Source organism: Brevundimonas sp. NPDC058933, from assembly GCF_049315965.1.
Classification (GTDB): Bacteria; Pseudomonadota; Alphaproteobacteria; order Caulobacterales; family Caulobacteraceae; genus Brevundimonas.
In genome coordinates this window covers 697,806-717,885 of record NZ_JBMOSL010000001.1, presented here as the reverse complement: position 1 = coordinate 717,885, position 20,080 = coordinate 697,806, and the positions used below count along the sequence as shown (strand labels likewise).

The 20,080-nt window shown below is 65.2% G+C and carries 21 protein-coding genes and 4 tRNA genes; 14 read left to right on the top strand and 11 right to left on the bottom strand.

The window, feature by feature from the left end:
• The first annotated feature begins 10 nt into the window (after nt 1–10).
• The 5 genes from ACOZBP_RS03415 (at nt 11) to ACOZBP_RS03395 (ending at nt 1,662) form a co-directional block, all read left to right on the top strand.
• A tRNA-Glu gene (locus tag ACOZBP_RS03415) sits at nt 11–85 on the top strand.
• A 157-nt stretch (nt 86–242) separates the two neighbouring features.
• Nucleotides 243–317, top strand: a tRNA-Glu gene (locus ACOZBP_RS03410).
• A 174-nt stretch (nt 318–491) separates the two neighbouring features.
• Nucleotides 492–1,019, top strand: a complete 528-nt coding sequence (locus tag ACOZBP_RS03405; RefSeq protein ID WP_422675484.1) for a cold-shock protein — start codon at nt 492–494, stop codon at nt 1,017–1,019.
• 25 nt (nt 1,020–1,044) lie between these two features.
• Nucleotides 1,045–1,518, top strand: a complete 474-nt coding sequence (locus ACOZBP_RS03400; RefSeq protein ID WP_422675043.1) for a DUF192 domain-containing protein — start codon at nt 1,045–1,047, stop codon at nt 1,516–1,518.
• A 67-nt stretch (nt 1,519–1,585) separates the two neighbouring features.
• Nucleotides 1,586–1,662: transfer RNA gene (locus ACOZBP_RS03395), tRNA-Pro, on the top strand.
• 12 nt (nt 1,663–1,674) lie between these two features.
• Here the strand turns inward: ACOZBP_RS03395 and ACOZBP_RS03390 are convergent.
• Nucleotides 1,675–2,394, bottom strand: coding sequence for a polysaccharide biosynthesis/export family protein (locus ACOZBP_RS03390; protein WP_422675042.1), 720 nt, complete (start codon nt 2,392–2,394; stop codon nt 1,675–1,677).
• Between the two features lie 119 nt (nt 2,395–2,513).
• Here ACOZBP_RS03390 and ACOZBP_RS03385 point away from each other — a divergent pair, with 119 nt between their 5' ends.
• Nucleotides 2,514–3,959: a GumC family protein gene (locus tag ACOZBP_RS03385; protein ID WP_422675041.1), complete on the top strand. Its 1,446-nt coding sequence runs from the start codon at nt 2,514–2,516 to the stop codon at nt 3,957–3,959.
• Nucleotides 3,960–4,011: 52 nt separating this feature from the next.
• The gene (locus tag ACOZBP_RS03380; RefSeq protein WP_422675040.1) at nt 4,012–4,713 is read left to right on the top strand and encodes a hfsB; all 702 of its coding nucleotides are present in this window, start codon (nt 4,012–4,014) and stop codon (nt 4,711–4,713) included.
• On the opposite strand, the gene ACOZBP_RS03375 is transcribed toward ACOZBP_RS03380, so the two are convergent.
• Genes ACOZBP_RS03375 through ACOZBP_RS03355 form a run of 5 tightly spaced genes read right to left on the bottom strand, consistent with a single transcriptional unit; the run spans nt 4,710 to nt 10,192 of the window.
• Nucleotides 4,710–5,657, bottom strand: coding sequence for a glycosyltransferase family 2 protein (locus ACOZBP_RS03375; RefSeq protein WP_422675039.1), 948 nt, complete (start codon nt 5,655–5,657; stop codon nt 4,710–4,712). The two genes, ACOZBP_RS03380 and ACOZBP_RS03375, sit on opposite strands and share 4 nt — an antisense overlap.
• Nucleotides 5,654–6,397 carry a polysaccharide deacetylase family protein gene (locus ACOZBP_RS03370; RefSeq protein ID WP_422675038.1) on the bottom strand — a complete coding sequence of 248 codons (744 nt, stop codon included), beginning with the start codon at nt 6,395–6,397 and terminating at the stop codon, nt 5,654–5,656. Before ACOZBP_RS03370 ends, ACOZBP_RS03375 begins: the two co-directional genes overlap by 4 nt.
• A complete protein-coding gene (locus ACOZBP_RS03365; protein ID WP_422675037.1) occupies nt 6,394–7,329 on the bottom strand; it encodes a glycosyltransferase family 2 protein in 936 nt (311 codons plus the stop codon). The genes ACOZBP_RS03370 and ACOZBP_RS03365 overlap by 4 nt, the downstream gene beginning before the upstream one ends.
• Nucleotides 7,326–8,777: a lipopolysaccharide biosynthesis protein gene (locus tag ACOZBP_RS03360; RefSeq protein ID WP_422675036.1), complete on the bottom strand. Its 1,452-nt coding sequence runs from the start codon at nt 8,775–8,777 to the stop codon at nt 7,326–7,328. Before ACOZBP_RS03360 ends, ACOZBP_RS03365 begins: the two co-directional genes overlap by 4 nt.
• Nucleotides 8,777–10,192 carry an exopolysaccharide biosynthesis polyprenyl glycosylphosphotransferase gene (locus ACOZBP_RS03355; RefSeq protein ID WP_422675035.1) on the bottom strand — a complete coding sequence of 472 codons (1,416 nt, stop codon included), beginning with the start codon at nt 10,190–10,192 and terminating at the stop codon, nt 8,777–8,779. The genes ACOZBP_RS03360 and ACOZBP_RS03355 overlap by 1 nt, the downstream gene beginning before the upstream one ends.
• 279 nt (nt 10,193–10,471) lie before the next feature.
• On the opposite strand from ACOZBP_RS03355, the gene ACOZBP_RS03350 reads away from it, so the two are divergent.
• The 5 genes from ACOZBP_RS03350 to ACOZBP_RS03330 all read left to right on the top strand — a co-directional run bounded on the left by ACOZBP_RS03350 (nt 10,472) and on the right by ACOZBP_RS03330 (nt 15,003).
• Nucleotides 10,472–10,563 (top strand) — tRNA-Ser (locus ACOZBP_RS03350).
• Between the two features lie 493 nt (nt 10,564–11,056).
• Complete coding sequence (locus tag ACOZBP_RS03345) at nt 11,057–12,454, top strand: ammonium transporter (RefSeq protein WP_422675034.1); 1,398 nt, start codon at nt 11,057–11,059, stop codon at nt 12,452–12,454.
• Between the two features lie 129 nt (nt 12,455–12,583).
• Nucleotides 12,584–13,261, top strand: coding sequence for a TorF family putative porin (locus ACOZBP_RS03340; protein ID WP_422675033.1), 678 nt, complete (start codon nt 12,584–12,586; stop codon nt 13,259–13,261).
• Between the two features lie 123 nt (nt 13,262–13,384).
• Entirely contained in the window at nt 13,385–13,687 is a 303-nt protein-coding gene (locus ACOZBP_RS03335) for an SCP2 sterol-binding domain-containing protein (RefSeq protein WP_422675032.1), read from the top strand.
• 107 nt (nt 13,688–13,794) lie between these two features.
• Nucleotides 13,795–15,003: an acyl-CoA dehydrogenase family protein gene (locus ACOZBP_RS03330; protein WP_422675031.1), complete on the top strand. Its 1,209-nt coding sequence runs from the start codon at nt 13,795–13,797 to the stop codon at nt 15,001–15,003.
• A gap of 61 nt (nt 15,004–15,064) precedes the next feature.
• On the opposite strand, the gene ACOZBP_RS03325 is transcribed toward ACOZBP_RS03330, so the two are convergent.
• Entirely contained in the window at nt 15,065–15,298 is a 234-nt protein-coding gene (locus tag ACOZBP_RS03325; RefSeq protein ID WP_422675030.1) for a hypothetical protein, read from the bottom strand.
• A gap of 58 nt (nt 15,299–15,356) precedes the next feature.
• On the bottom strand, nt 15,357–15,959 hold the full coding sequence (locus ACOZBP_RS03320) for a sigma-70 family RNA polymerase sigma factor (RefSeq protein ID WP_422675029.1): 603 nt from the start codon (nt 15,957–15,959) through the stop codon (nt 15,357–15,359).
• Between the two features lie 175 nt (nt 15,960–16,134).
• On the opposite strand from ACOZBP_RS03320, the gene egtB reads away from it, so the two are divergent.
• On the top strand, nt 16,135–18,282 hold the full coding sequence (egtB, locus tag ACOZBP_RS03315; RefSeq protein WP_422675028.1) for an ergothioneine biosynthesis protein EgtB: 2,148 nt from the start codon (nt 16,135–16,137) through the stop codon (nt 18,280–18,282).
• A 67-nt stretch (nt 18,283–18,349) separates the two neighbouring features.
• Here egtB and ACOZBP_RS03310 read toward each other — a convergent pair whose 3' ends face one another.
• Together ACOZBP_RS03310 and ACOZBP_RS03305 are read right to left on the bottom strand one after the other, a co-directional pair.
• Nucleotides 18,350–18,580, bottom strand: a complete 231-nt coding sequence (locus ACOZBP_RS03310; protein WP_422675027.1) for a general stress protein — start codon at nt 18,578–18,580, stop codon at nt 18,350–18,352.
• Between the two features lie 97 nt (nt 18,581–18,677).
• Nucleotides 18,678–18,833: a hypothetical protein gene (locus tag ACOZBP_RS03305; protein WP_422675026.1), complete on the bottom strand. Its 156-nt coding sequence runs from the start codon at nt 18,831–18,833 to the stop codon at nt 18,678–18,680.
• A gap of 112 nt (nt 18,834–18,945) precedes the next feature.
• Here ACOZBP_RS03305 and ACOZBP_RS03300 point away from each other — a divergent pair, with 112 nt between their 5' ends.
• Nucleotides 18,946–19,221, top strand: a complete 276-nt coding sequence (locus ACOZBP_RS03300; RefSeq protein WP_422675025.1) for a hypothetical protein — start codon at nt 18,946–18,948, stop codon at nt 19,219–19,221.
• A 4-nt stretch (nt 19,222–19,225) separates the two neighbouring features.
• Here the strand turns inward: ACOZBP_RS03300 and ACOZBP_RS03295 are convergent, their stop codons facing one another.
• Nucleotides 19,226–19,927 carry an MBL fold metallo-hydrolase gene (locus ACOZBP_RS03295; protein ID WP_422675024.1) on the bottom strand — a complete coding sequence of 234 codons (702 nt, stop codon included), beginning with the start codon at nt 19,925–19,927 and terminating at the stop codon, nt 19,226–19,228.
• Nucleotides 19,928–20,080: the final 153 nt, after the last annotated feature.

Genomic DNA, 20,080 nt, shown 5'->3' with positions numbered 1-20,080 from the left:
TCCGCGCAGCGGTCCCTTCGTCTATCGGTTAGGACGTCAGGTTTTCAACCTGAAAAGAGGGGTTCGACTCCCCTAGGGACTGCCACGCGGAGCTTTTCCCTTTCTGATATCGTCACTGTCAGGCTTCGTCAGGCTCGCCTTGTCGCGCGCAGACGCATGATGCGATGTCTTTGTTCGGAAAGTCTAAAAACAGGCTTGCGTCGTCCGATAGGGGCGGCTATCAGGCCGCTCCTCCGCGCAGCGGTCCCTTCGTCTATCGGTTAGGACGTCAGGTTTTCAACCTGAAAAGAGGGGTTCGACTCCCCTAGGGACTGCCACGCGGAGCTTTCTCCTGAATCGAAAAATGCGGGCGCTCTCTGGGCGGGCTGCATTTTGCCGACTATCGGGCTTAAAATCGTCATTTTTGTTTTTCCGCGGTTCACAGAACCGTGTTAATCATGGCCCCTGCACGCTTTGCAGGCGGGGGTTGTGAGTTGTCGGACTACGACGAGATGGAAGCGCCGGACATTGTCCTGATCGCCGGCACGGTGAAATGGTTCGATCCCGGCAAGGGTTATGGCTTCATCGTGCCCGATGAGCCGGATCTGACCGAACTGAAGGACGTGCTGCTGCACGTGAGCAGCCTGCGTGACGGCGGTCATGAGGCTGCAGCCGAAGGGGCGACCATAACCTGTGAATGCGCTCGCCGGCCCAAGGGCTGGCAGGTCGTTCGGGTCATCGATCTGGGCGAAGGCGCGCCGACGCCTGTCCGCCGCGAAGCTTCCCGTTCGCCTTCGCCGCGTCTGAGCCTGGACCTGTCGGGCGATGGGCCGCTGGAGACGGCGGTCGTCAAGTGGTTCAATCGCACCAAGGGCTATGGATTCGTGGTGCGCGATGGCGCTGCCGGCGATATCTTCGTCCATGTCGAAACGCTGCGGCGCTGCGGACTGGATGATCTGGTGCCGGGCGACGCAGTACAGGTGCGGTTCGCCGACGGTCCCAAGGGGCTGGTAGTGGCCGAGATCAGGCCGGGCGAATAGGTTTCGCCCTTTGAGGGGCGAAGTCATGGATTTCACGCGTCGTATTCTACTGGCGGGCGTCGTTTCCGTCGTGGGGCTGGCCGCCTGCGCCCAGAAGGGGCCGGTCGATGCTGCGGGGCAGCCGCTGGAAGCGCTGAGCATCGTGACCGCTTCCGGCGAGCACAAGTTCATGGTCGAGATCGCTGACGACGATGCCGAGCGCGCGCGCGGCCTGATGTACCGTCCTCCGCTGGAAGATGACCGCGGTATGCTGTTCCAATTTCCGGCAGCCAGCGAGCAGAGCTTCTGGATGAAGAACACGCCCAGTTCGCTCGACATCATCTATATTGATCCGCGAGGCCGGATCGTCTCGATCGCCAGCCACGCCACGCCCTATTCGGAGACGCCTTTGCCGTCGAACGGCGCGGCCAATGGCGTGCTGGAACTGCGCGCCGGACGAGCGGCGGAGATCGGCGCCATGCCCGGCGACCAGGTTCGCCACAGCTTCTTTCGCCCCTAATGTAGATTAAGGCGTTCAATGCGTTGCGGTGCGGCGTCGCCCGTGCCAATAGGGCGCTCCATCGGTTCGGGGTGTAGCGCAGCCTGGTAGCGCATCTGGTTTGGGACCAGAGGGTCGGAGGTTCGAATCCTCTCGCCCCGACCATGGATGGACCTGTCAGGTCGAGGCGTAGCCGCCGTTCAGCGAGTAGCTGAACCCGATCGGCAGGGCCGCTCTCACCAGGGTGAAGAAGGCCGCGAGTTCGCCGAGCGTCGTGCGCGGGATGAAGATGATGTCCCCGCGACGCAGCGCTACGGCCTCGCCCTGACGCGGACGCAGATCCACGACACGCATCATCCTGACATTGCCCGGCCCCCTTCGAATCAAGGCGGCCTCTTGCGCCCTGGCGGAAGGCAGGACTCCGCCCGCCATGATGACCGCCTGATAGGCGTCGATGTCGCCGGGCATGTCGAAGACGCCTGGATTGCGGACCTCGCCATCGACCCAGACCTTGAGCGGGCCCGCCAGTCGCAGGGTGACCTCGACCTCAGGACGACGGAGCTGGCTGGCGTAGCCGGCCGAAACGTCCGCCTCCAGCTGGGACAGGGTGCGGTCGGCCGCCATGACATGACCCAGCAGGGGCAGGGAGACGCGGCCGTCCGGCCCTACCTTCAACTGACGGGTCAGTTCGGCAGCCGTCGGCATCGCCACCTCGATCTCGTCGCCGGGATAGAGGAGGTATTCAGGCTCGACGTCAGTCCAGTCGGAAAAGGGAATATCGGGAAACTGATCGGCAGGAACGCCCTGGACGCGATAGGCGTCGCCTGCGGGCGCGCTGGCGCAGCCGGTCATGGCGGCGGTCAGCCCCATCAGGACAAGGCGTCGGTCGAGGATCATGAAGGCGGGGACCCGTCTGGAATTCGGAATGTCGCGAGGCTGAACGGTTATGGGTAACGCGTGGTTAACGCCGGGCCAGCAAAGGTGCGATCGACGATTTCAATGGATTCGCCTTGTTCATGCGTTCGACAGCCTATGCAGCAGCCCGGCCGCGATACGGCGTCATTGACGTCGTGGCGTTGCTGTTCCGTGAGCTGTGGATCATGGCTCTGGTGTTTGCAGTCCTGTTCTCCATTGGTGCTGCTGCGGCCCTGATGATGAAGAAGACCTATACCGCCGGGGCCAGTCTATTTGTGGGTGTGGGGCAGGAGTATGTCTATCAGCCGCGGGTAGGCGCGACCGACCGTGCGACCCCGCCCGCTGCGGGCGAGGTTGCGCAGTCCGAGGCCGCCATCCTGAACAGCCTTGAGGTCAAGCAGCGCGTCGTCCGGGCCTTGGGCGTTGAGACGTTTCAGGAAGGCCATCCCGCAACCGGGACGCCTCAGGAGCAGGAAGCTTCAGCCGTTCGCGCTGTGAACGCCGGCCTGGACGTGTCTGCAGCGCCTTTGAGCCCTGTCGTCGGCCTGTCCTACAAGAGCGACGATCCCGCCCTGTCGGCGCGGGTTCTGAACACGGTAATCGACCAGTATCTGACCTATCGGCGCGAGGTGTTTCAGGACCGGGCGACGCCCGCGATCCAGACCCAGCGTCAGACCTTCGAGGGCGAACTGGCCGACGCCGACCGCGCCTATGAGGCCTTCCTGAACAGCAACGACATCGGCGATTTCGCCACGGCCAAGGCCACCTTGGCGGGGACCTATCAGTCGGTCTTCGCCGAGCGGATGAACGTGCAGGCGCAGCTGAACCAGGCGTCGCAGCGGCTGACGACCCTGGTGGCGCAGCAGAGCCGCACCCCGGCGGAAATCGCCTTGCAGCAGGATCTGAATATCTCCGCGCAGGATCAGATCCTGCAACTACGCACGCAGCGCGAGACCTTGCTGGCGCGTTATCAGCCCGACGCGGCGCCGGTACGCGAGATCGAAAGCCAGATCGCCCAGCTTCAATCCTATGTCGGCACCGGCACGGCGGTCGGCGCCAAGGAGGTCCGCACCGGGCCCAACCCCATCTGGGTCGAACTGGAAACGACCCGGATCAACGCCCAGGCGGAGCGAGACGCTCTGGCCGCGCGGCTGGCGGTCCTGGACCGCCAGGTCGTCGATTTGCGGGCGCGCCAATCCAGGCTGACCGAGCTGGAATCGCGCAACGCCACCCTGTCCGGCAATCGGGAGGTCCTGTCCGCCTCGATCCGGGAATTCCAGCTGCGCGAGACGCAGAGCCGCGCCGACAATGAGCTGGTCAAGGCAGGCGCGGACAACGTCACGGTCATCGAGCGCGCGCAGCCGCCGTCCAAGGGCAAGAGCATGAAGGCGTTGCTGCTGATCGCCGCCTTTCTGTTCGCCGGGTTCACGGCGCTTTGCGTCGGCCTGCTGAGGGTTTTTCTGCGTAAAGGCTTTTCCATGCCTTCGACCGCCAGTCGGACCCTGCAACTCCCCGTTTTGGCCGTAGCCCCGATGAAACGCGCCTGAACCAGCGGCCATGCTAGGTTGGAGAGGTGAGGGTGAGCGCGTAACCGATTCGATGGTCGATCTGACGACGGAAATGGCGGGACTGTGGGCGGCGCTGGGACCAGCGTCGGCTCATCGTGGTCGCGTGATCCAGTTCGTCTCGGCCACGACCGGTGAAGGCGCATCGACCGTGGCGCGCGAGTATGCCCGGCTGGCGGCGGTCAGGGCCAGAAAGCCGGTCTGGCTGATCGATGGCGATCTGGCTCAGCAAGGGCAGATGGACGCCGTCGCCGCCGAGCCTGAACGGTTCGGGCGGTTGGCCGCGCCGGTCCAGGCTTCGCCCGACGGATCGGCCTTCTATGCCGTGACCCCGCCCATGCGGGGGCGGGACGGTCGCCCGGTGGCGCCGGCGCGGCTGATGACTGCGCGCGCCTGTCTGGGCGGTCGGTTGTTCGTGACGCGCTTTCACATGGAGCTGACGCGCGCCGGTCAGCGGGTCGAACCGCTGGGTGAGGCGCGCTATTGGGCCGCCTTGCGCGCCCATGCGGACACTGTGGTCATCGACACGCCCGCAGCCGATCGCAGCGACATGGCGATCATCTTGGCGCCCTTTATCGACGCCACCATTATCGTCGTCGCCGCCGAGACCACGGCCGCTTGCGAGCCGGTGGCCCTGCGCGACGAGATCGACGCTGTGGGCGGCCATATCGCGGGGGTAGTGATAAACCGCTCGACCTGGACGCCGCCGTCGATCCTGAGCCGTCTGGCGGGTTAGGCGGCGGACTGACGGTTCAGGCGCGTCAGTTCGCGTTCGCCGTAAAAATGCGGCTCGAAGCCCTTCATCCAGAACAGTTTTCCCAAGCCACGCGCGCAGCGATCCAGTAGTTCGGCGCGGCGCGGGCTGGCGATCAACGTCAGTCCGAGCGCGGCGGCGCCCCAGACGACTGTTTGCGCGGCGCCGATCGCCATCCAGCGCGCGACTGACGGCCATTCGCGAGCGGCGGCGGCGGTCTGGCTAGGTCCCTGACCATAGGCGAAGGCCCGCGCCAAGGCGTAGCGCAACGTGGCGCGGTGCGGTGGTGCGAACTCATCGACCCAGGCGTCAGCGGACCAGCCGAAGCGGCCGCCGCGGGCCTTTAGCGCCGCAAACAGGGCGTCGTCCTCGCCGCCCGACTGGTCGGCGGCGGCGTTGAACGGGGCGGCGCCGGGCAGGGCTGTCGCCCGCACCAGCAACGAGTTGCCGCAACCGTGAGGGATGTCGATCAACTGCGTCTGATCAGGGCCTTCACGACTGAAGAAACGCTCCAGATAGGAGCGGGTCCAGCCGGTGCCATCGGGGACGCGACCGCGAATGGGGCCGAAGACGGCGTCGGCTCCGGTCTGGGCCTGAGCTGAGAGAAGCGCCTTGAGCCAGTCTGGCGAGGCGGATTCGTCGTCGTCGAGGAAGGCGATCAGGGAGGCGGTCGTGACGGCCAGACCTTGGTTGCGGGCGGTGGCGACGCCGGGGCGCGGGGCGTGGCGCCAGATTATCGGGACTGAAGCCTCGGCGGCCAGGCGTGTCGTCACGTCGCGCGCGGTGGCCTGGGGGTCGTTGTCGACAACGACGATTTCCCTGAGGCGGTTGGCGACGCCGGTTTGACCCAGAACCGAGCGGACGGCGCGCTCCAGCATTTCCGGTCGACGCAGGGTCGGGATGATGACGGCGACGTCGGCGTTCATGCGCCCAGGACCTCGCCGACGGTGCGGATGTCGCAGCCGACCGTGCGGGCGTAAGCGATCAGCCGTTCCAGCGCGTCTGGCGTACATCCCCAAGGGGACGGCGATTCGCGGACGTCGTGGGTGTAGAGGATCAGCCAGGCCTGTTGGGCCAGGGCGCGGTCGATCCAGGCGCGGGCGACGGCCTCGCCGTCGAGCCCTTCAATGCCGACGCCCGGCAGTTGATTTCGGTCGCCGCCGTCATGAACAAGGCCCTTGTGGACACCGCGCAGGGAGGCGTAGCGCGCGCCGAGCTGTTTCTTGGCGCGCGGCGAGACTTCGCCGTAGGGGTAGGCGAAATGGAGCGGGGCGGCGCCCAGGCCGCGCAGGGCGGCGTCGTTGGCGTCGAGGTCGGCGCACAGGTCAGCGGACGAGGTCCGGTGGCAGTCCACGTGGTTGAGCGTGTGGCCGGCGACCTCGTGACCCTGATGGATCAGGGCGCCGATTTCGGCGGTGTCGGCAAACCGGCCCATATGGCCTTCCTGCCCGAAGAGGCCGGCGCAAACGTAGAAGGTGCCGCGTGCGTCATGCTTCTCCAGCGCGGCGGCCCCTGCATGAGCGGCGCTGGCGGGAATGTCGTCGAAGGTGAAACTGACGACGGGCCGGCTCAGATTCAGCTGCGCCGGACGCCGATGCGTCAGGCGCGCAAGTCGGCGACGGAGCTTGCCGGCGAGACTGATGTCAGGCGTGTAGGGCTGGATCATATCGCCTCCGCATAGAGGGCGACGCGGTAGAGGCGCAGGCTGAACGCGCGCAGGGGGACAGGTAGGATCGGCAGACGCGCGGCCTGTTTGAACAGGGGGCGGATGGTCTTGAGCCACGGCACGGCCTGCAAGCGCCGCGCGACGCGATAGCTGGGATAGGTCGAGACAAAATCGGGATGCCGGGCGACAACGCGGGCGAAGTTGGGCGCGGACTGCTCGTACTTGGCGGCAAGGGTCTCGACCGTGTCCAGGCCCATGTGGGTGGCGGGGTTGTCGATATGCTCGACCTTGAACCGCCGCGAAACGCGCATGGCCCATTCGACGTCTTCCCAGCCCCAGCCAGTAAAGCCTGGATCGAAGGCTTCAGTCTCGAACACGTCGCGGCGGACCAGAAGGTTTGAGGTGAAGACGTATTTTTCAGCCTGCAGCGCGCGCTGCTCGTGGGCGATGCAGTCGGAACGCGCGGCCATGCTGCGATGGACGGCGAAACGCGCATGGTCAGGGGCCTGCAACAGGGAGAAGCCGCCAAACGCCACGGCGGTCTCGCCCGCATGCGCCAGATCAGCCCAGGTCTGCAGGAAATGGCGATGGTCCGGGCGCATGTCGCTGTCGAGGAACAGCAGACTGGACCCGCGCGCCGCAGTCGCCAGACGGTTGCGACCGATGGAGCGGCCTTCGTTGGCCGACAGGGAGATCAGGCGGATCGGCAGGGCGCAAGCGTCGGCGCGCGCCGCCAGCCGGTCGGTCAGGGCCGTGTCGTTGGTGCCGTCGTCCAGCAGGACCAGTTCGACGGCGCCGTGCAAGGCCGGAGCTTCCCGGTCGAGGAGGACGATCAGGGGTTCCGGATCGTCGCGCAGGAAGGGGATCAGCACCGACAGGGCCGGTCGGGCGCTTTTCCAGGCGGCGTTGTCGTGGACGGCGGGCATGCTCATGCGGCCGCTCTCCTGGCCTGGACTGCGCTGCGCAGCCGTCGCGCCAGATCGCGCACTCCGCCCGCATTAAGGGCAAAGGCGCAGACGCCGTAAACCGTTGCTCCGACCGAGGCGTCCAGCATCAGTTCCGGGAAGCCGCCTATGGGAGGCAGAAACCAGACCGCGAGAGCCATGACGCCTGCGCAAAAGCTGCACTGCATCAGCGTGGTCCACGGCAGCGGCAACGGCAGGATGCGGCGACCAATGGCCCAGGATGCGACCAGACCGACGGCGAAGCTGGCCGCGGTCGCCCAGGCCGCGCCCAGAACGCCGAAGCGGGGGATGAGGATGATGTTGAGCACGACGTTCGCGAGCGCCGGGACGCTCATCGCCGCCAGCAGCCAACCGGTGCGACGGCCGAGGGTGAAGGCCTGATGGAAGTAGTAGACCGTCAAGCCCGACAGCAGGGCAGACAGGGCGACCCAAGGCGTGACCAGGGCCGCCGCATCACGCAGATCCTCGCCGATCATGAACTCCGACAGGGGGCGCGCCACCAGGGCCACGCCCACGGCTGCGGGCAGGCCGATCAGGATCAGGGTGGAGGCCTGTTCTTTCGCCGCTGCAACCAGCTGGGCCCGCCCGCCTCGCTCCAGCGCCATGACCAGGGCGGGCGTGCCGGCGGCGCCCAACCAGATGAACAGGACGTCCAGGGTCCGATTGGCGATGCTGTAACCGGCATGATAGGCGCCGACCGCCGCTTCATCCATGAAGAGCGCCAGCAGGAAACGGTCCGTAGAAGCCAGCACCAGAGCCAGTCCAAGCGAGGCGGCGATGGGGTAGCCATAGACGGCGTAGCTTTTCAGTCGTTCGCGATCGACATGGCCCTTGCGCGCTTCGCTGAGTTCAGCCGGCAGGATGAAGGGCAGGGCGAACAGGGGAGCGATCAGCAGGCCGGCCAGCGGAGAGGCGGCCCCGCCCCCCGACAGGGCGAAGGCTGCGCCGACGCCAAAGCCGGCCAGGGCGTTCCAGATGTCGAGGCTGGCCGCCTTGCGCACCTCGCCCGCCGCGCGATACCGCTCCTGCGCCAGCTTGCTCAGGCAGCGAACCGGGATGCCGAGCAGGGCCACGGCGATGGGCAGGCGGAAGCCTTCGGGCATGGGCCATAGCCAGATGGTCAGGCCGGCCAGCGGCAGGAACAGGCCGATCATGATGAAGGCGGTGCGATAGAGGCTGGCGAAATGGCTGGCCATGTCGGCGCCGTCGCGTTGGGCCGCCCAGAAGCGCGCCATGGCGGCCTCAAGCCAGCTGAAGGTTGCGACATGGGCCATGGTCATGACCGAGAAGGCCAGGGCGTAGCGGCCAAAATCCTCGGCGCTGAGCAAACGCGTGTAGACGATGATGGCCAGAAAGCCGACGACGCCCTGAATGATGTTGGCGGGCAGATAGCCCAGCACCCCGCGCCAGAACATCAGCGCACCGACATCCGGTCGCCCAGCAGGACAGGTACGGTGACCGCTATGATCCACAGATCCAGCCAGAAGGACTGACGCTCGATATAGTCGATGTCCAGTTGAACGCGACGGCGCACCTCGGCTGCCGTGTGCATGGGGCCGCGCGAGCCTTTTACAGCGGCCCACCCCGTCATCCCGGGCTTGATGCGGTGGCGATGCGCGTAGTCTGCGACCAGTCGGGCGGACTCGATCGCGCCCGTTTTCATGCCGATGGCGTGCGGGCGGGGCCCCACCAGAGACATCTCGCCCCGGAGGACGTTCAGCAGTTGCGGCAGCTCATCCAGGCTGGTGGCGCGCAGGAACCGACCGATACGCGTGATACGCTCGTCGTCGGCCGTGACCTGGCGAATGGCGCAGGCGTCGGCGGCGGCGTGAGCCATCGTGCGAAACTTCCACACTACGATCTCTTCCTGATTGAAGCCGTGGCGGCGCTGACGGAACATGGAGGGACCAGGGCTGTCCAGGCGAACCAGGACAGCCAGAATCAGAAGCAATGGCGACAGGAGCGCCAGGCCGGCAGACGCCAGGATCAGGTCCTGCAGCCTCTTGTTGAAGGCGCGTCGATCGGGATCCACCGGCCCTTCCAGCGGCGCCATCGGGGCTTGCGACAGCTTTTCCAGAGCGGCGTTGCGCTGTTCGGCCGTCTTCGGGTCAATCAGGAGCGTCAGGCGGATAGGCAGGGCGCTGAGGCGTGCCGTCAGGTCGCGAACGCGAGCCTCCGCCTTGGGGTCGATAGCCAGTACGATTCGGTCGACATAGGGTGTTAGTCGGTGGTTCAGAAGGGCGTTGGCCTCTCCCAGGACGGGCACGCCTTGCACAGCGTCGGGTGAACGCGCGAGCCGGTCGTCAAACACGCCCAGCACGTTGAGGTCGCGTCGTTGCAGCGCTTCCTGGATCAGGCGCTCGGCATGACGCGTGGCGCCGACCACTGCAATATTGGGCGTCAGGGCGCCCTTGCGCCTCCAGCTGGTGACCAGAAGGCTCCAGACCGCGTGGAGGGTCAGCAGGAGCAACAGGACGCTGGCGATCCAGCCTCCATAGTCTCTCCACGGCGTGGCCGGCGCTCCGTGCAGGGCCAATCCAAGAACCAGTGTCACGATACCGCCAATGGCGACGACGCAGCCCACCGCGAAGAGATGCGGCAGGAAGCCGTGCCCCTTGTCGAAGCGGTAGAGACCGAGGGATCGAAGCAGGCCGAGCATGGTCGCTGCGCCCATGACGAGAGGGGCGGCGTCCATAAGGCGAGCAGTCAGCGGCGCGCCATTGGACAGGACCGTCACGCCTGCCGCCACCGCCACGCCGAGACCCAGGATGTCCAGAGCGCGGAAATAGAAGACCCGTCGTCGGGCGGCGTTACGCTGGCGCGTATTCAACCAGATGTCGGGCCGGAAGGGCCCCCGTCGGGCGCGACCGATCCCAGGCGCCGAATCACGCGTCGTCCGGACAGAATTCTGGACGCGTCGCGCCCCCAGGTCGGCGCCATCCGCAGCAGGAAGTAGATTTTCAGCGGACGTCATGACGCGAACAGTGTGATCCAGAAGCTTGCCAACCGCTATTTCTTTGCATGCGGCGCGTCTATCCCCCGTTAACGCGAGAGATTTCAGGTCCCCCGTTGCGCCGGATCAAATGACTCGCTATCCACGCCGCCTGCCGGAGACGTGGCCGAGTGGCTGAAGGCAACGGTTTGCTAAATCGTCGTACCCTGTAAGGGGTACCGAGGGTTCGAATCCCTCCGTCTCCGCCAGAAACCTTCACACCCTTGAATGTAAAGCCCGCCTAGCAGGCGGGCCCGACGGCCCCGCCCTCAAGGCGAGATCGGCGCATGAGCCCGACCACGCTGATTTGCGCCAGTCTGCTGATGAGAGACGTCGCCAGCGGGCGATGCGTCACCGAGGATGGTGCAAACCCTCCCGTCCGACGGACCGGGATCGAGGCTGGCAAGGTCCCGCCGTTCACCCCGAAGAACAGGCGCGGGCGAGGCGAGGCTGGGCCGAAAGCGGGCGCTTATCGAAATACCGGCGACCTCCGGCTTATTGAGCTTAACTGTATCGAAAAACTCGCGTTCGTTGGAGAAAAGTAGCGCAGGAAAGTGTCAAATAGACATTCTGAACCTATGGCGGTCGACGTAACGGCGACGGTGGGGTGAAAATTTCTCAGAGGCCTGCATTTTTCCTCTTGTCGATTTCGCGGATGCAATAAACAGTTCGCAACTGCGAAGAGCATGAGGGGATACACGCATGACGCAGTTCAAGAACAGCATACCAGGGCTCCTGGCCCTTCTCTGTCTAACCGGCGGATTGTTTGCGGTGGGCGCCGCGCTCGCCGCGCCTGACGCCGCGGTCGTCGCAAATGTCGCCAGCGCCGCTGTAGCAGCGTCGGAGCCTGCTCCGGCGCTGTTTTCACATCAGGCGCCGCTGGAGTTGGATGCAGCGGGCACGGCCTGGCTGGGGACCTCCACCGCACTGGTGCTCCTGATGACCCTGCCGGGTCTGGCGCTCTTCTACGGCGGCATGGTGCGCCGCAAAAACGTGATCGCCACGATCACCCAGTCGGTGGCCGCCTTCGCCGTGGTGTCCCTGACATGGTTCATCGCCGGCTACACCATCGCCTTCGGCACAAATGGTGATGAGGGGATCAATCAGTACATTGGCAGTCTGGACGCCCTGTTCCTGAACGGCGTGACGGTCGATACGGCGCACAGTCTGCTGCCGGGTATTCCAGAGTTCCTTTGGGTATCGTTCCAGTTGACCTTCGCCATCATCACGCCTGCGCTGATCACCGGCGCCTTTGCAGAGCGGCTGAAATACTCGGGGATGCTGCTGTTCACGGCCCTTTGGTCGCTGATCGTCTATGCGCCCATCGCCCACTGGGTGTGGGGCGGCGGCTTCCTGGGCGCGCAGGGCGTGCTGGACTTCGCCGGCGGCGCAGTCGTGCACGTAAACTCGGGCGTGGCTGGTCTTGTCTGCGCCCTGTTCCTTGGTCCGAGGAAGGGTTACGGCGTCGAGCCCATTACGGCGCACAATCCGGTTCTGACCATGATCGGCGCCTCGCTGCTGCTGGTCGGCTGGATCGGCTTCAACGCCGGCTCGGCGGGCGCCGCCAACGGCCTGATGGGCGCGGCCCTGATCAACACCCTGCTGGCCGCCGCCGCCGCCTCGCTGGCCTGGAAGTTCGTCGAGGTCGTCTACAAGAAGAAATGGTCGCTGATCGGGGTCCTGTCCGGCGTCGTCGCGGGTCTGGTCGCCATCACCCCGGCGGCGGGCTTCGTCGATCCCAAGGGAGCCGTCATCATTGGCCTGATCGCGGGACCGGCCTGCTACGTCTCGTCGGTCTGGTTGAAGAAGCTGCTCAAGTATGACGACAGTCTGGACGCCTTCGGCCTGCACGGCGCGGGCGGTCTGGTCGGCGCCCTGCTGACCGGCGTCTTCGCCTCCACCGCGATCAACAGCCTGTCGGAAGGGGCCAATATCGGCGCCCAGGCCCTGGGGCTGGTCTGGACCATCCTGTGGAGCGCGGTCGGCACGCTGATCATCCTGCTGATCTGCAAATACACCACGGGCCTGCGCGTCACCGACGAGCAGGAAGCGGATGGCCTGGACGCGCACCTGCACGGGGAGGTGCTGGACGGCGTCTGAGGCGAGGGGGCGGGACGCGGCGCCTCCCTGCCGCGTCCCATTCCCTGCGAACAAAGGCCCGGCCGCGCTCCACCAGCGGCTGGATGAGTAGGCTTAGCCAATAACAATCAGACTTTGAGGGGATATGTCATGAGAGTTGCTCTTGCTTGCGTTTCATTACTGGCGCTGACGATGGGGGCGGGGGCTGCGAACGCCCAGGTCGAGCCCGAGGTGGCCTTCAACATCGGCGTGACTAGCGACTACGTGTTCCGAGGCTTCAGCCAGACCGACACCAGCCCGGCCGTCCAGGGCGGGGCGGATCTCACCGCAGGCGTCTTCTACGCAGGGGCCTGGGCGTCGCAGGTCGATTTCGGCGACGATACCGACGGCGAACTGGACATCTACGGCGGGGTCGCGGTGTCGAGCGGCGGCTTTGATTTCAATGTGGGCGTGATCGCCTATCACTACATCGGCGCGCCCAACGGGGCCGACTATGACAATGTCGAGTTCAAGGCGGCGGTGTCTCGCGGATTCGGGCCTGTGACGGCGGGCGCCGTGATCTATTATTCGCCCGACTTCTTCGGGGCCGACGAGCAGGCGAGCTATGTCGAGGGCAACCTGGCCTACGCCTTGCGCGACAACGTCAATCTGACCGGCGCCTACGGCAAGCAGTACCTCGACGTGGGGGATGACTATTCCACCTGGAATGTCGGCGTGAAGTTTGGCGTCACCGAAAAAATCTCGCTCGACCTGCGCTATTGGGACACGGATGTGGATGGGGATCTGAGCGATGACCGCCTGGTGGCGACGCTGGGGGTCGGTTTCTAAGGCTATGGCAGGCAAGGGCGGCGACAGGGCGCGACCAGTCGCCGCTTTCCCTAGCGTGATCTTGGCGCCGCCCTCGCAGCGGGCTACGCCTGCGCCTCAATCTTGCTCTTGGGAGAGACGCACATGGACCTGACCACCGTCACTGAACACATCCGCGGCGCTGTCGGCGACAACTCCGGCCTCGGCAAGACGGTCAAGCTCGACCTCGGCGATGTCGGCAAGATCTACATCGACGGCGCTTCGTCGCCCAACACGGTGACGAACGAAGACAAGCCCGCCGACGCCACTGTGTCGATGAAGTGGGACGACTTCGTCGCCCTGTCGGAAGGCAAGCTGGACCCGATGATGGCCTTCATGCAGGGCAAGCTGAAGATCGCCGGCGACATGATGATCGCCCAGAAGCTGGCGCCCCTGCTGAAGCGCTGATGCGTTTCTAGGCAACCAGAACAAGGACGGCGCGGCTCCCTCGGGGCCGCGCCGTTTTGCTATCGGCGCTCGCAGAAGCGCGTTTAGGGATTTGTGAGGACACGACCATGGATTTCGCCCCTTCCGAACGCGGCCTGCTGTGGCGCGAGCGCCTGTCGAACTTTATCGACGAGCACGTCGTCCCGGCGGAAGCCGAGTACCGGGCCCAGGTCCACGCCAACCCCAAGGTCCAGGCGCCGGTGATGGAGGCGCTGAAGGCCAAGGCCAAGGACGCCGGGCTGTGGAACATGTTCCTGCCGGGCGAGCACGGCGCCGGTCTGACCAATCTGGAATACGCGCCCCTGGCGGAACTGATGGGGCGGCGGCTGTGGTCGGCCGAGGTGTTCAACTGCAACGCCCCCGACACCGGCAATATGGAAGTCCTGCACATGTACGGCGACGCCGCCCAGCAGGAACGCTGGCTGAAGCCGCTGATGGCGGGCGAGATCCGCTCGGCCTTCCTGATGACAGAGCCCGAGGTGGCGTCCTCGGACGCGACCAATATCCAGACCAGCATCGTTCGCGACGGCGACCACTATGTCGTCAACGGCCGCAAATGGTGGTCGACCAATATGGCGCATCCCAACGTCGCTATGACGATCGTCATGGGCAAGACGGACACTGAAGCGGCGACGCACCAGCAGCAGAGCCAGATCATCGTGCCGACGGACACGCCCGGCTTCCGCGTCGAGCGGATGCTTTCGGTGTTCGGCTATGACGAAGCGCCGATCGGTCATGCCGAGGTGGTGCTGGAGAACGTCCGCGTCCCGGTCGAGAACCTGATCGCGGGCGAGGGGAGGGGCTTCGAGATCGCCCAGGGGCGGCTTGGCCCGGGCCGTATTCACCACTGCATGCGCGTCATCGGCGCGGCGGAACGGTCGCTGGAACTGATGGTTGAGCGTCTGCTGAGCCGCACCGCCTTCCGCAAGGCTATCGCGGAGCATTCCGTATGGGAACAGCGCGTGGCTGAAGCGCGGACCAATATCGAGATGTGTCGCCTGCTGGTGCTGAAGGCGGCCTGGATGATGGATGAGGTCGGGGCCAAGAACGCCAAGTCAGAGATCGCCCAGATCAAGACGGCGGCCCCCAGGATGGCGCTTCAGGTCATCGACGACGCCATCCAGGCCTTCGGCGGCGCTGGCGTATCCGGGGACACGCCCTTGGCCGAACTCTATGCCACGGTCCGGACCCTGCGGATCGCCGATGGTCCGGACGAGGTCCATAACCGCACTATAGCTCGGCTGGAGTACGCCAAGCACGGCGGTTTGCGCCGCTGACAGAAAGACGGGGTCATGGCCGGTGAGCCAAGACCCCGTGACGCCTGACTGCTTGCAGAGGTCAGTGGCGTTTTTCCTGGCGAAAGACCTGCTGCCGGTGGTGAGAGCCGATGCCGCCCTCCGTCACGTCGCTGATGAAGAAGTTTTCGCTGTGGCGGTGCGGAGGTTCGGCGCCGAACCGCTGCCGAAGCCAGGTTGCGAAACCCGCCTTCTTGAGTTGCGGCCCGCCGGATGTCGTGGCGGGGGTGTCCGGATCGGATGGATTGCGAGGTTGGGTGTGGAGGGGGTTCATCATGCTCGACTCTCCCGGGTCTGCTTCTAGAACCGGGTAGACAGGGCGGCGTTCCTTCTGCCTAGCTGCCATCATCGATTACATTTTGGACAGCTTCCAGCGGCACTTCCATGTCGAGCAAGACCGCCAGTCGATGGCGGGCGCGGTTGACCCGGCTCTTGATGGTGCCCACCGCGCAGCCGGAAATGTCCGCGGCTTCCTGGTACGAGAGGCCGGCCGCCCCCACCATGACGATGGCTTCGCGATGTTCCGGTGGCAGGGCGTTCAACGCCGCCCGCAGCGACGTCAGTTCGGCGGTCCATTCCTGGTTGGGCTCGGCCGTCAGACCGGCCGCGTAGCGCCCCTCCTCGTCCGCCACTTCACGGCGTCGCTTGGCGGCGCCCGTGTACCAGCTGTTGCGCAGGATGGTGAAAAGCCAGGCGCGAAGATTGCTCCCGGGTTCAAACCGCGCCCTGTGCGCCCAGGCCTTGGTCAGCGTCTCCTGCACCAGGTCGTCGGCGTCGGCCGAGTTCCTCGACAAGGTAAAGGCGAAGGCTCGCAATGACGGCAGGTAGACGTGGACCGCGCTACGCCAGTCGGACGGTTCCACTATGCCGCCGGGGGCGCTGGAGACGCCAGAAGGGCCTGTGTCCTGCGGCCCGTCAGGCACGCGAACATGAGGCATGCAACGGGAATCCTGAAGCTTCGACGGCGTCCTTGATTGGACGGCATGAGGCAGGAACGCGGTCTTGGCGGCGACCGTTCCGAAGCCCTCAGGCGAGCACGCCGATGGGAACCTGCGTTGCTCAACCCGCATTCAGAGAGACTGGTGGACTGGGCTTTGGGTGAGATCTGAGCGAATGAACCTACCCATTCGGGTTAGCGGGATCGTCGGGCAGGATGTCGAGAGATACCGGCGATGCAGGGCGCGGTTGCCAGAGCTCGCCGCCGGTCTGTCGGTTGAGGATCTGGCAGGGCAGTCGATGCCCGACGCCAGCCCGGGTAAATGGCACTTGGCCCACACGAGCTGGTTCTTCGAGGTGATGATCCTGGCAAGGCGCGCCGACTATACGGCCGTCGACGATCGCCTGCAGGTGCTGTTCAACTCCTACTACGAGACTCTCGGGCATCGGCTGGAACGGAGCGAGCGCGGCCTTATGACACGGCCTTCGCTGGACGACGTGATGGCGTACCGGCGGGAGATCGACCGGCGCATGGAAGCGCGATTGGTCGAGGGCCTGGTCGACGACAAGGAACGTTATCTGTTTGAACTGGGCCTTCACCATGAGGAGCAACATCAGGAGCTGTTCCTGATGGACATGTTGAACTTGATGGCTCGCTCGCCTCTGGATCCTCAGGCCTACGAGGCTGAACCGCGTCTCGGACCCCCACAGGCGAGCAAGGGGGGGTGGGTCCGGTTCGAGGGCGGCCTGGCCGATAGCGGAGCCGGCGTTGACGGCTTCGGGTTTGACAATGAAAAGCCGGTCCACCGGGTCTGGCTGGAGCCGTTCGCCTTGGCCGCCGACCTTGTTACGAACGAGGAATGGATCGCATTCATTGAGGACGGCGGGTATCGACGGCCCGAGCTTTGGCTTTCGGACGGGTGGGGACGCGTAAAGGCCGAAGGCTGGACCGCACCGCTCTACTGGCGTGAGAACGGGGAGGGTTGGACCGTCATGACGCTGGCGGGCCGGCGTTTGATCGTCCCGACATCGCCGGTGAGACACGTCAGCTTCTACGAGGCCGACGCCTTTGCCCGCTGGGCGGGGCGACGGTTGCCTACGGAGGCCGAATGGGAGCACGCCGCACGGGCCGATGCGGGTCGCTTTTCCAATCTGGCGAACGAGGTCTGGCAGTGGACCGCAAGCGCCTATGCCCCCTATCCGGGGTTTCGGCCGACTGAAGGGACGGCGGCGGAATACAACGGCAAGTTCATGGCCAATCAGATGGTTCTGCGCGGCGGCGCGTTCGCTACGCCCGAAGGCCATGCCCGTCCCAGTTATCGCAACTTCTACTATCCGCATCAGCGATGGATGTTTTCGGGGGTCAGGCTGGCGGCAGACGGCGGAACGGTCGAGGACGCCGCGCCACAAGACGCGTTTCGTCAGGACATGATCGAGGGTCTGTCGCGTCGAACCAAGGCCCTGGCGCCCAAATGGTTCTATGACGCCGAAGGCTCGAAGCTGTTTGAAGAAATCACTCAGTTGCCGGAATATTACCCGACGCGTCAGGAGGCGGCGTTGTTGCGGAGGGTCATGCCGACCTGGGCCAAAGAATTCCGCTCTCGCGCAGTTCTCGTAGAACTGGGCTCCGGCGCCAGCGAGAAGACCCGCATCGTTCTGGACGCGACCAAAGATCTGAGCGCCTACGTGCCTATCGACATCAGCGCTACGGCCCTCAACGAAGCGGCGGAGCGTATCCGCATGGATTATCCGGGACTAAAGGTCCTGCCGGTGGTCGGGGACTTCGAGCATCTGTCGCCGCCGCCGGTTGAGGCTGGACAAGGACGCCGGATCGGTTTCTTCCCAGGGTCAACCATCGGCAATCTGGAGCCGGATGCGGCGGTGACCCTGCTCAGGTCTGCGAGAGAAATCTTGGGTGAAGGGAGCCTGTTCATTCTCGGCGTCGATCTGGTGAAGCCGGCCGGAACGCTGGTCGCCGCCTATGATGACGCCCAGGGCGTGACGGCGGCTTTCAACCGCAATCTGCTCGTGCGGGCCAATCGCGAACTGGATATGGATTTCGTTCCTGACGACTTTGCTCACGTGGCCGTCTGGAACGCCGCGCATTCGCGCATGGAAATGCATCTGCAAGCGACGCGATCCATGACTGTGCATCTCGGCAAGCTGGCGTTCCGCTTTGCCGAGGGTGAAACCATCCACACGGAAAGCTCACGCAAATTCGACCGGGCGTCGGTCGAGGCGCTGGCCGAGGCCGCCGGGTGGCGGCTGGAGGCGTTCGAGATCAGCGATAGTCCTTCAGTCGCTCTGGCGCTGCTTTCCGCCTAGATCAAAGGCACAAAAATGGCGGCGTGCTGAAACACGCCGCCTTCAGGTTCGGATCGTCCGGGAGCGCCTAGCCCTTGGAAGGGAGGTCGCTATCGGCCTTGTTGCGGGAGCCGTGCGAGGCTTCACCGCCCTTACGGCCGGCCTGTGCTGCGAGGCTGCGATCCTGAGAGAAGCTGCGCTTCTCGCTGGGAACGCTGGCCCCACCCTTGCGGGCGATCTCGCGTTGGCGTTCCGGATCCATCGAGGCGAATCCTCGTTTGGAAACACCGGACCCGCGGGTGGGCTGACCTTCGGCCATTCGGCTGTTCCTTTCAAAGACGGTGGCGCTTGCGGAAAAGAACCCGGCGCCGCCGCCGTGGTTCCGAACAAGAACGATTTCCTTGTTCTGTGGACGGTCAGTCGTGGGGGCGGGAATCGCCCGGCCGGCCGCCGCCCGGCTCGAGAGGCGGCAGTTCCTCTGGCGTTTCGCCCGGCTGGAGATCGGGCTCGGGCGTCGAGGGCGGCAGAATTTCGGGTGCGCCGTCAGGCGTGTCGGGCTCGATATAGGTCATTCGTCTCTCCCTGTTGGACAGCACCAACGTTCGGGAGGAGAAGGTGGTTCGATCAGGAACCTACGGCGGATCGGCGGGTTCAAAAACGACCCGTCATCAAAGGAGATCGCCCATGGCTGAGCCCCGCACGTCCGCCCTGCCGGAAGATATTATCAACGGCGCCTCGACCGAGGGCCTGCGGCTGGAGCATGCCGCTGACGCCATCATCGCCGGCGGCCCGCAGCCGCGGCCGATCCACGTCGCAGTGCGCGAGGACGCAGAAGAAGCGCGTGCATGGGCGGATCGGCGGTTCAGAAGGACGCGGGACGCCATTCGAGACGAGCCGGTGCGCGCCAGCCTCTACGCCTTGGGCATAGGGGTGATTATCGGCCTGCTGGCCGCCCGCTAGCCTCTCAGGAAGGACCGGCGGCCGGACGGGCGATAGGCGTACGCGCCATCGCCTGATCCGAGACGTAGGGGTTGGTGCGACGTTCGGCCCCGAAAGTGGAATGGGGGCCATGTCCCGGCACGAAGGTTACGTCGTCACCCAAGGGCCAGAGCTTGGTTGTGATGGCATGAAGGAGGGCGGCGTGGTCGCTGCGCGGGAAGTCTGTGCGGCCGATCGAACCTTGGAACAGGACATCGCCAACCTGGGCGAACCGGGCCTCGCGATTGAAGAAGATGACGTGGCCCGGCGTGTGGCCTGGGCAGTGGAAGATTTCCCAGGTCGTTTCGCCCAACGTCAGCGTTTCACCCTCGACCAGAAAACGCGTCGGGGTGAAGGACCGGGCCTCGGGCAGGCCGTATTTCTGGCCCTGGGTCGGAATCAGATCGATCCAGAACTGGTCCTCGGCGTGGGGGCCGATGATGTCGACGCCGGTCTTTTCCTGGAGGTCGGCGGCGCCGCCCGCGTGGTCGAGGTGGCCGTGGGTGATCCAGATAGCGTCCAGCGTCAGGCCGCGTCGGACAATTTCGGCCAGAATTGCATCCGTCGAGCCGCCAGGATCAATCACGGCGGCCTTGTTCGTCCTGGTGCACCAGACAGTGGTGCAGTTCTGCTGCAAAGGCGTGACGGGCGTGATGAAGACGCCAATGGAGGAAATGGGCTGGCTCATAGTCCTCAGATAGCGGGGCGATGAGGTCAAAGGAACCCGCGCGCGTTGACCTTTCGCCCCCTTCTCGACATAAGGGCGGGCTTCGAGGCGCCGCTCCAAAAGGGCGGCCCTATTGCTTTATCCACCGCGCGCGCCGTTCGGCGTCGCCACAGA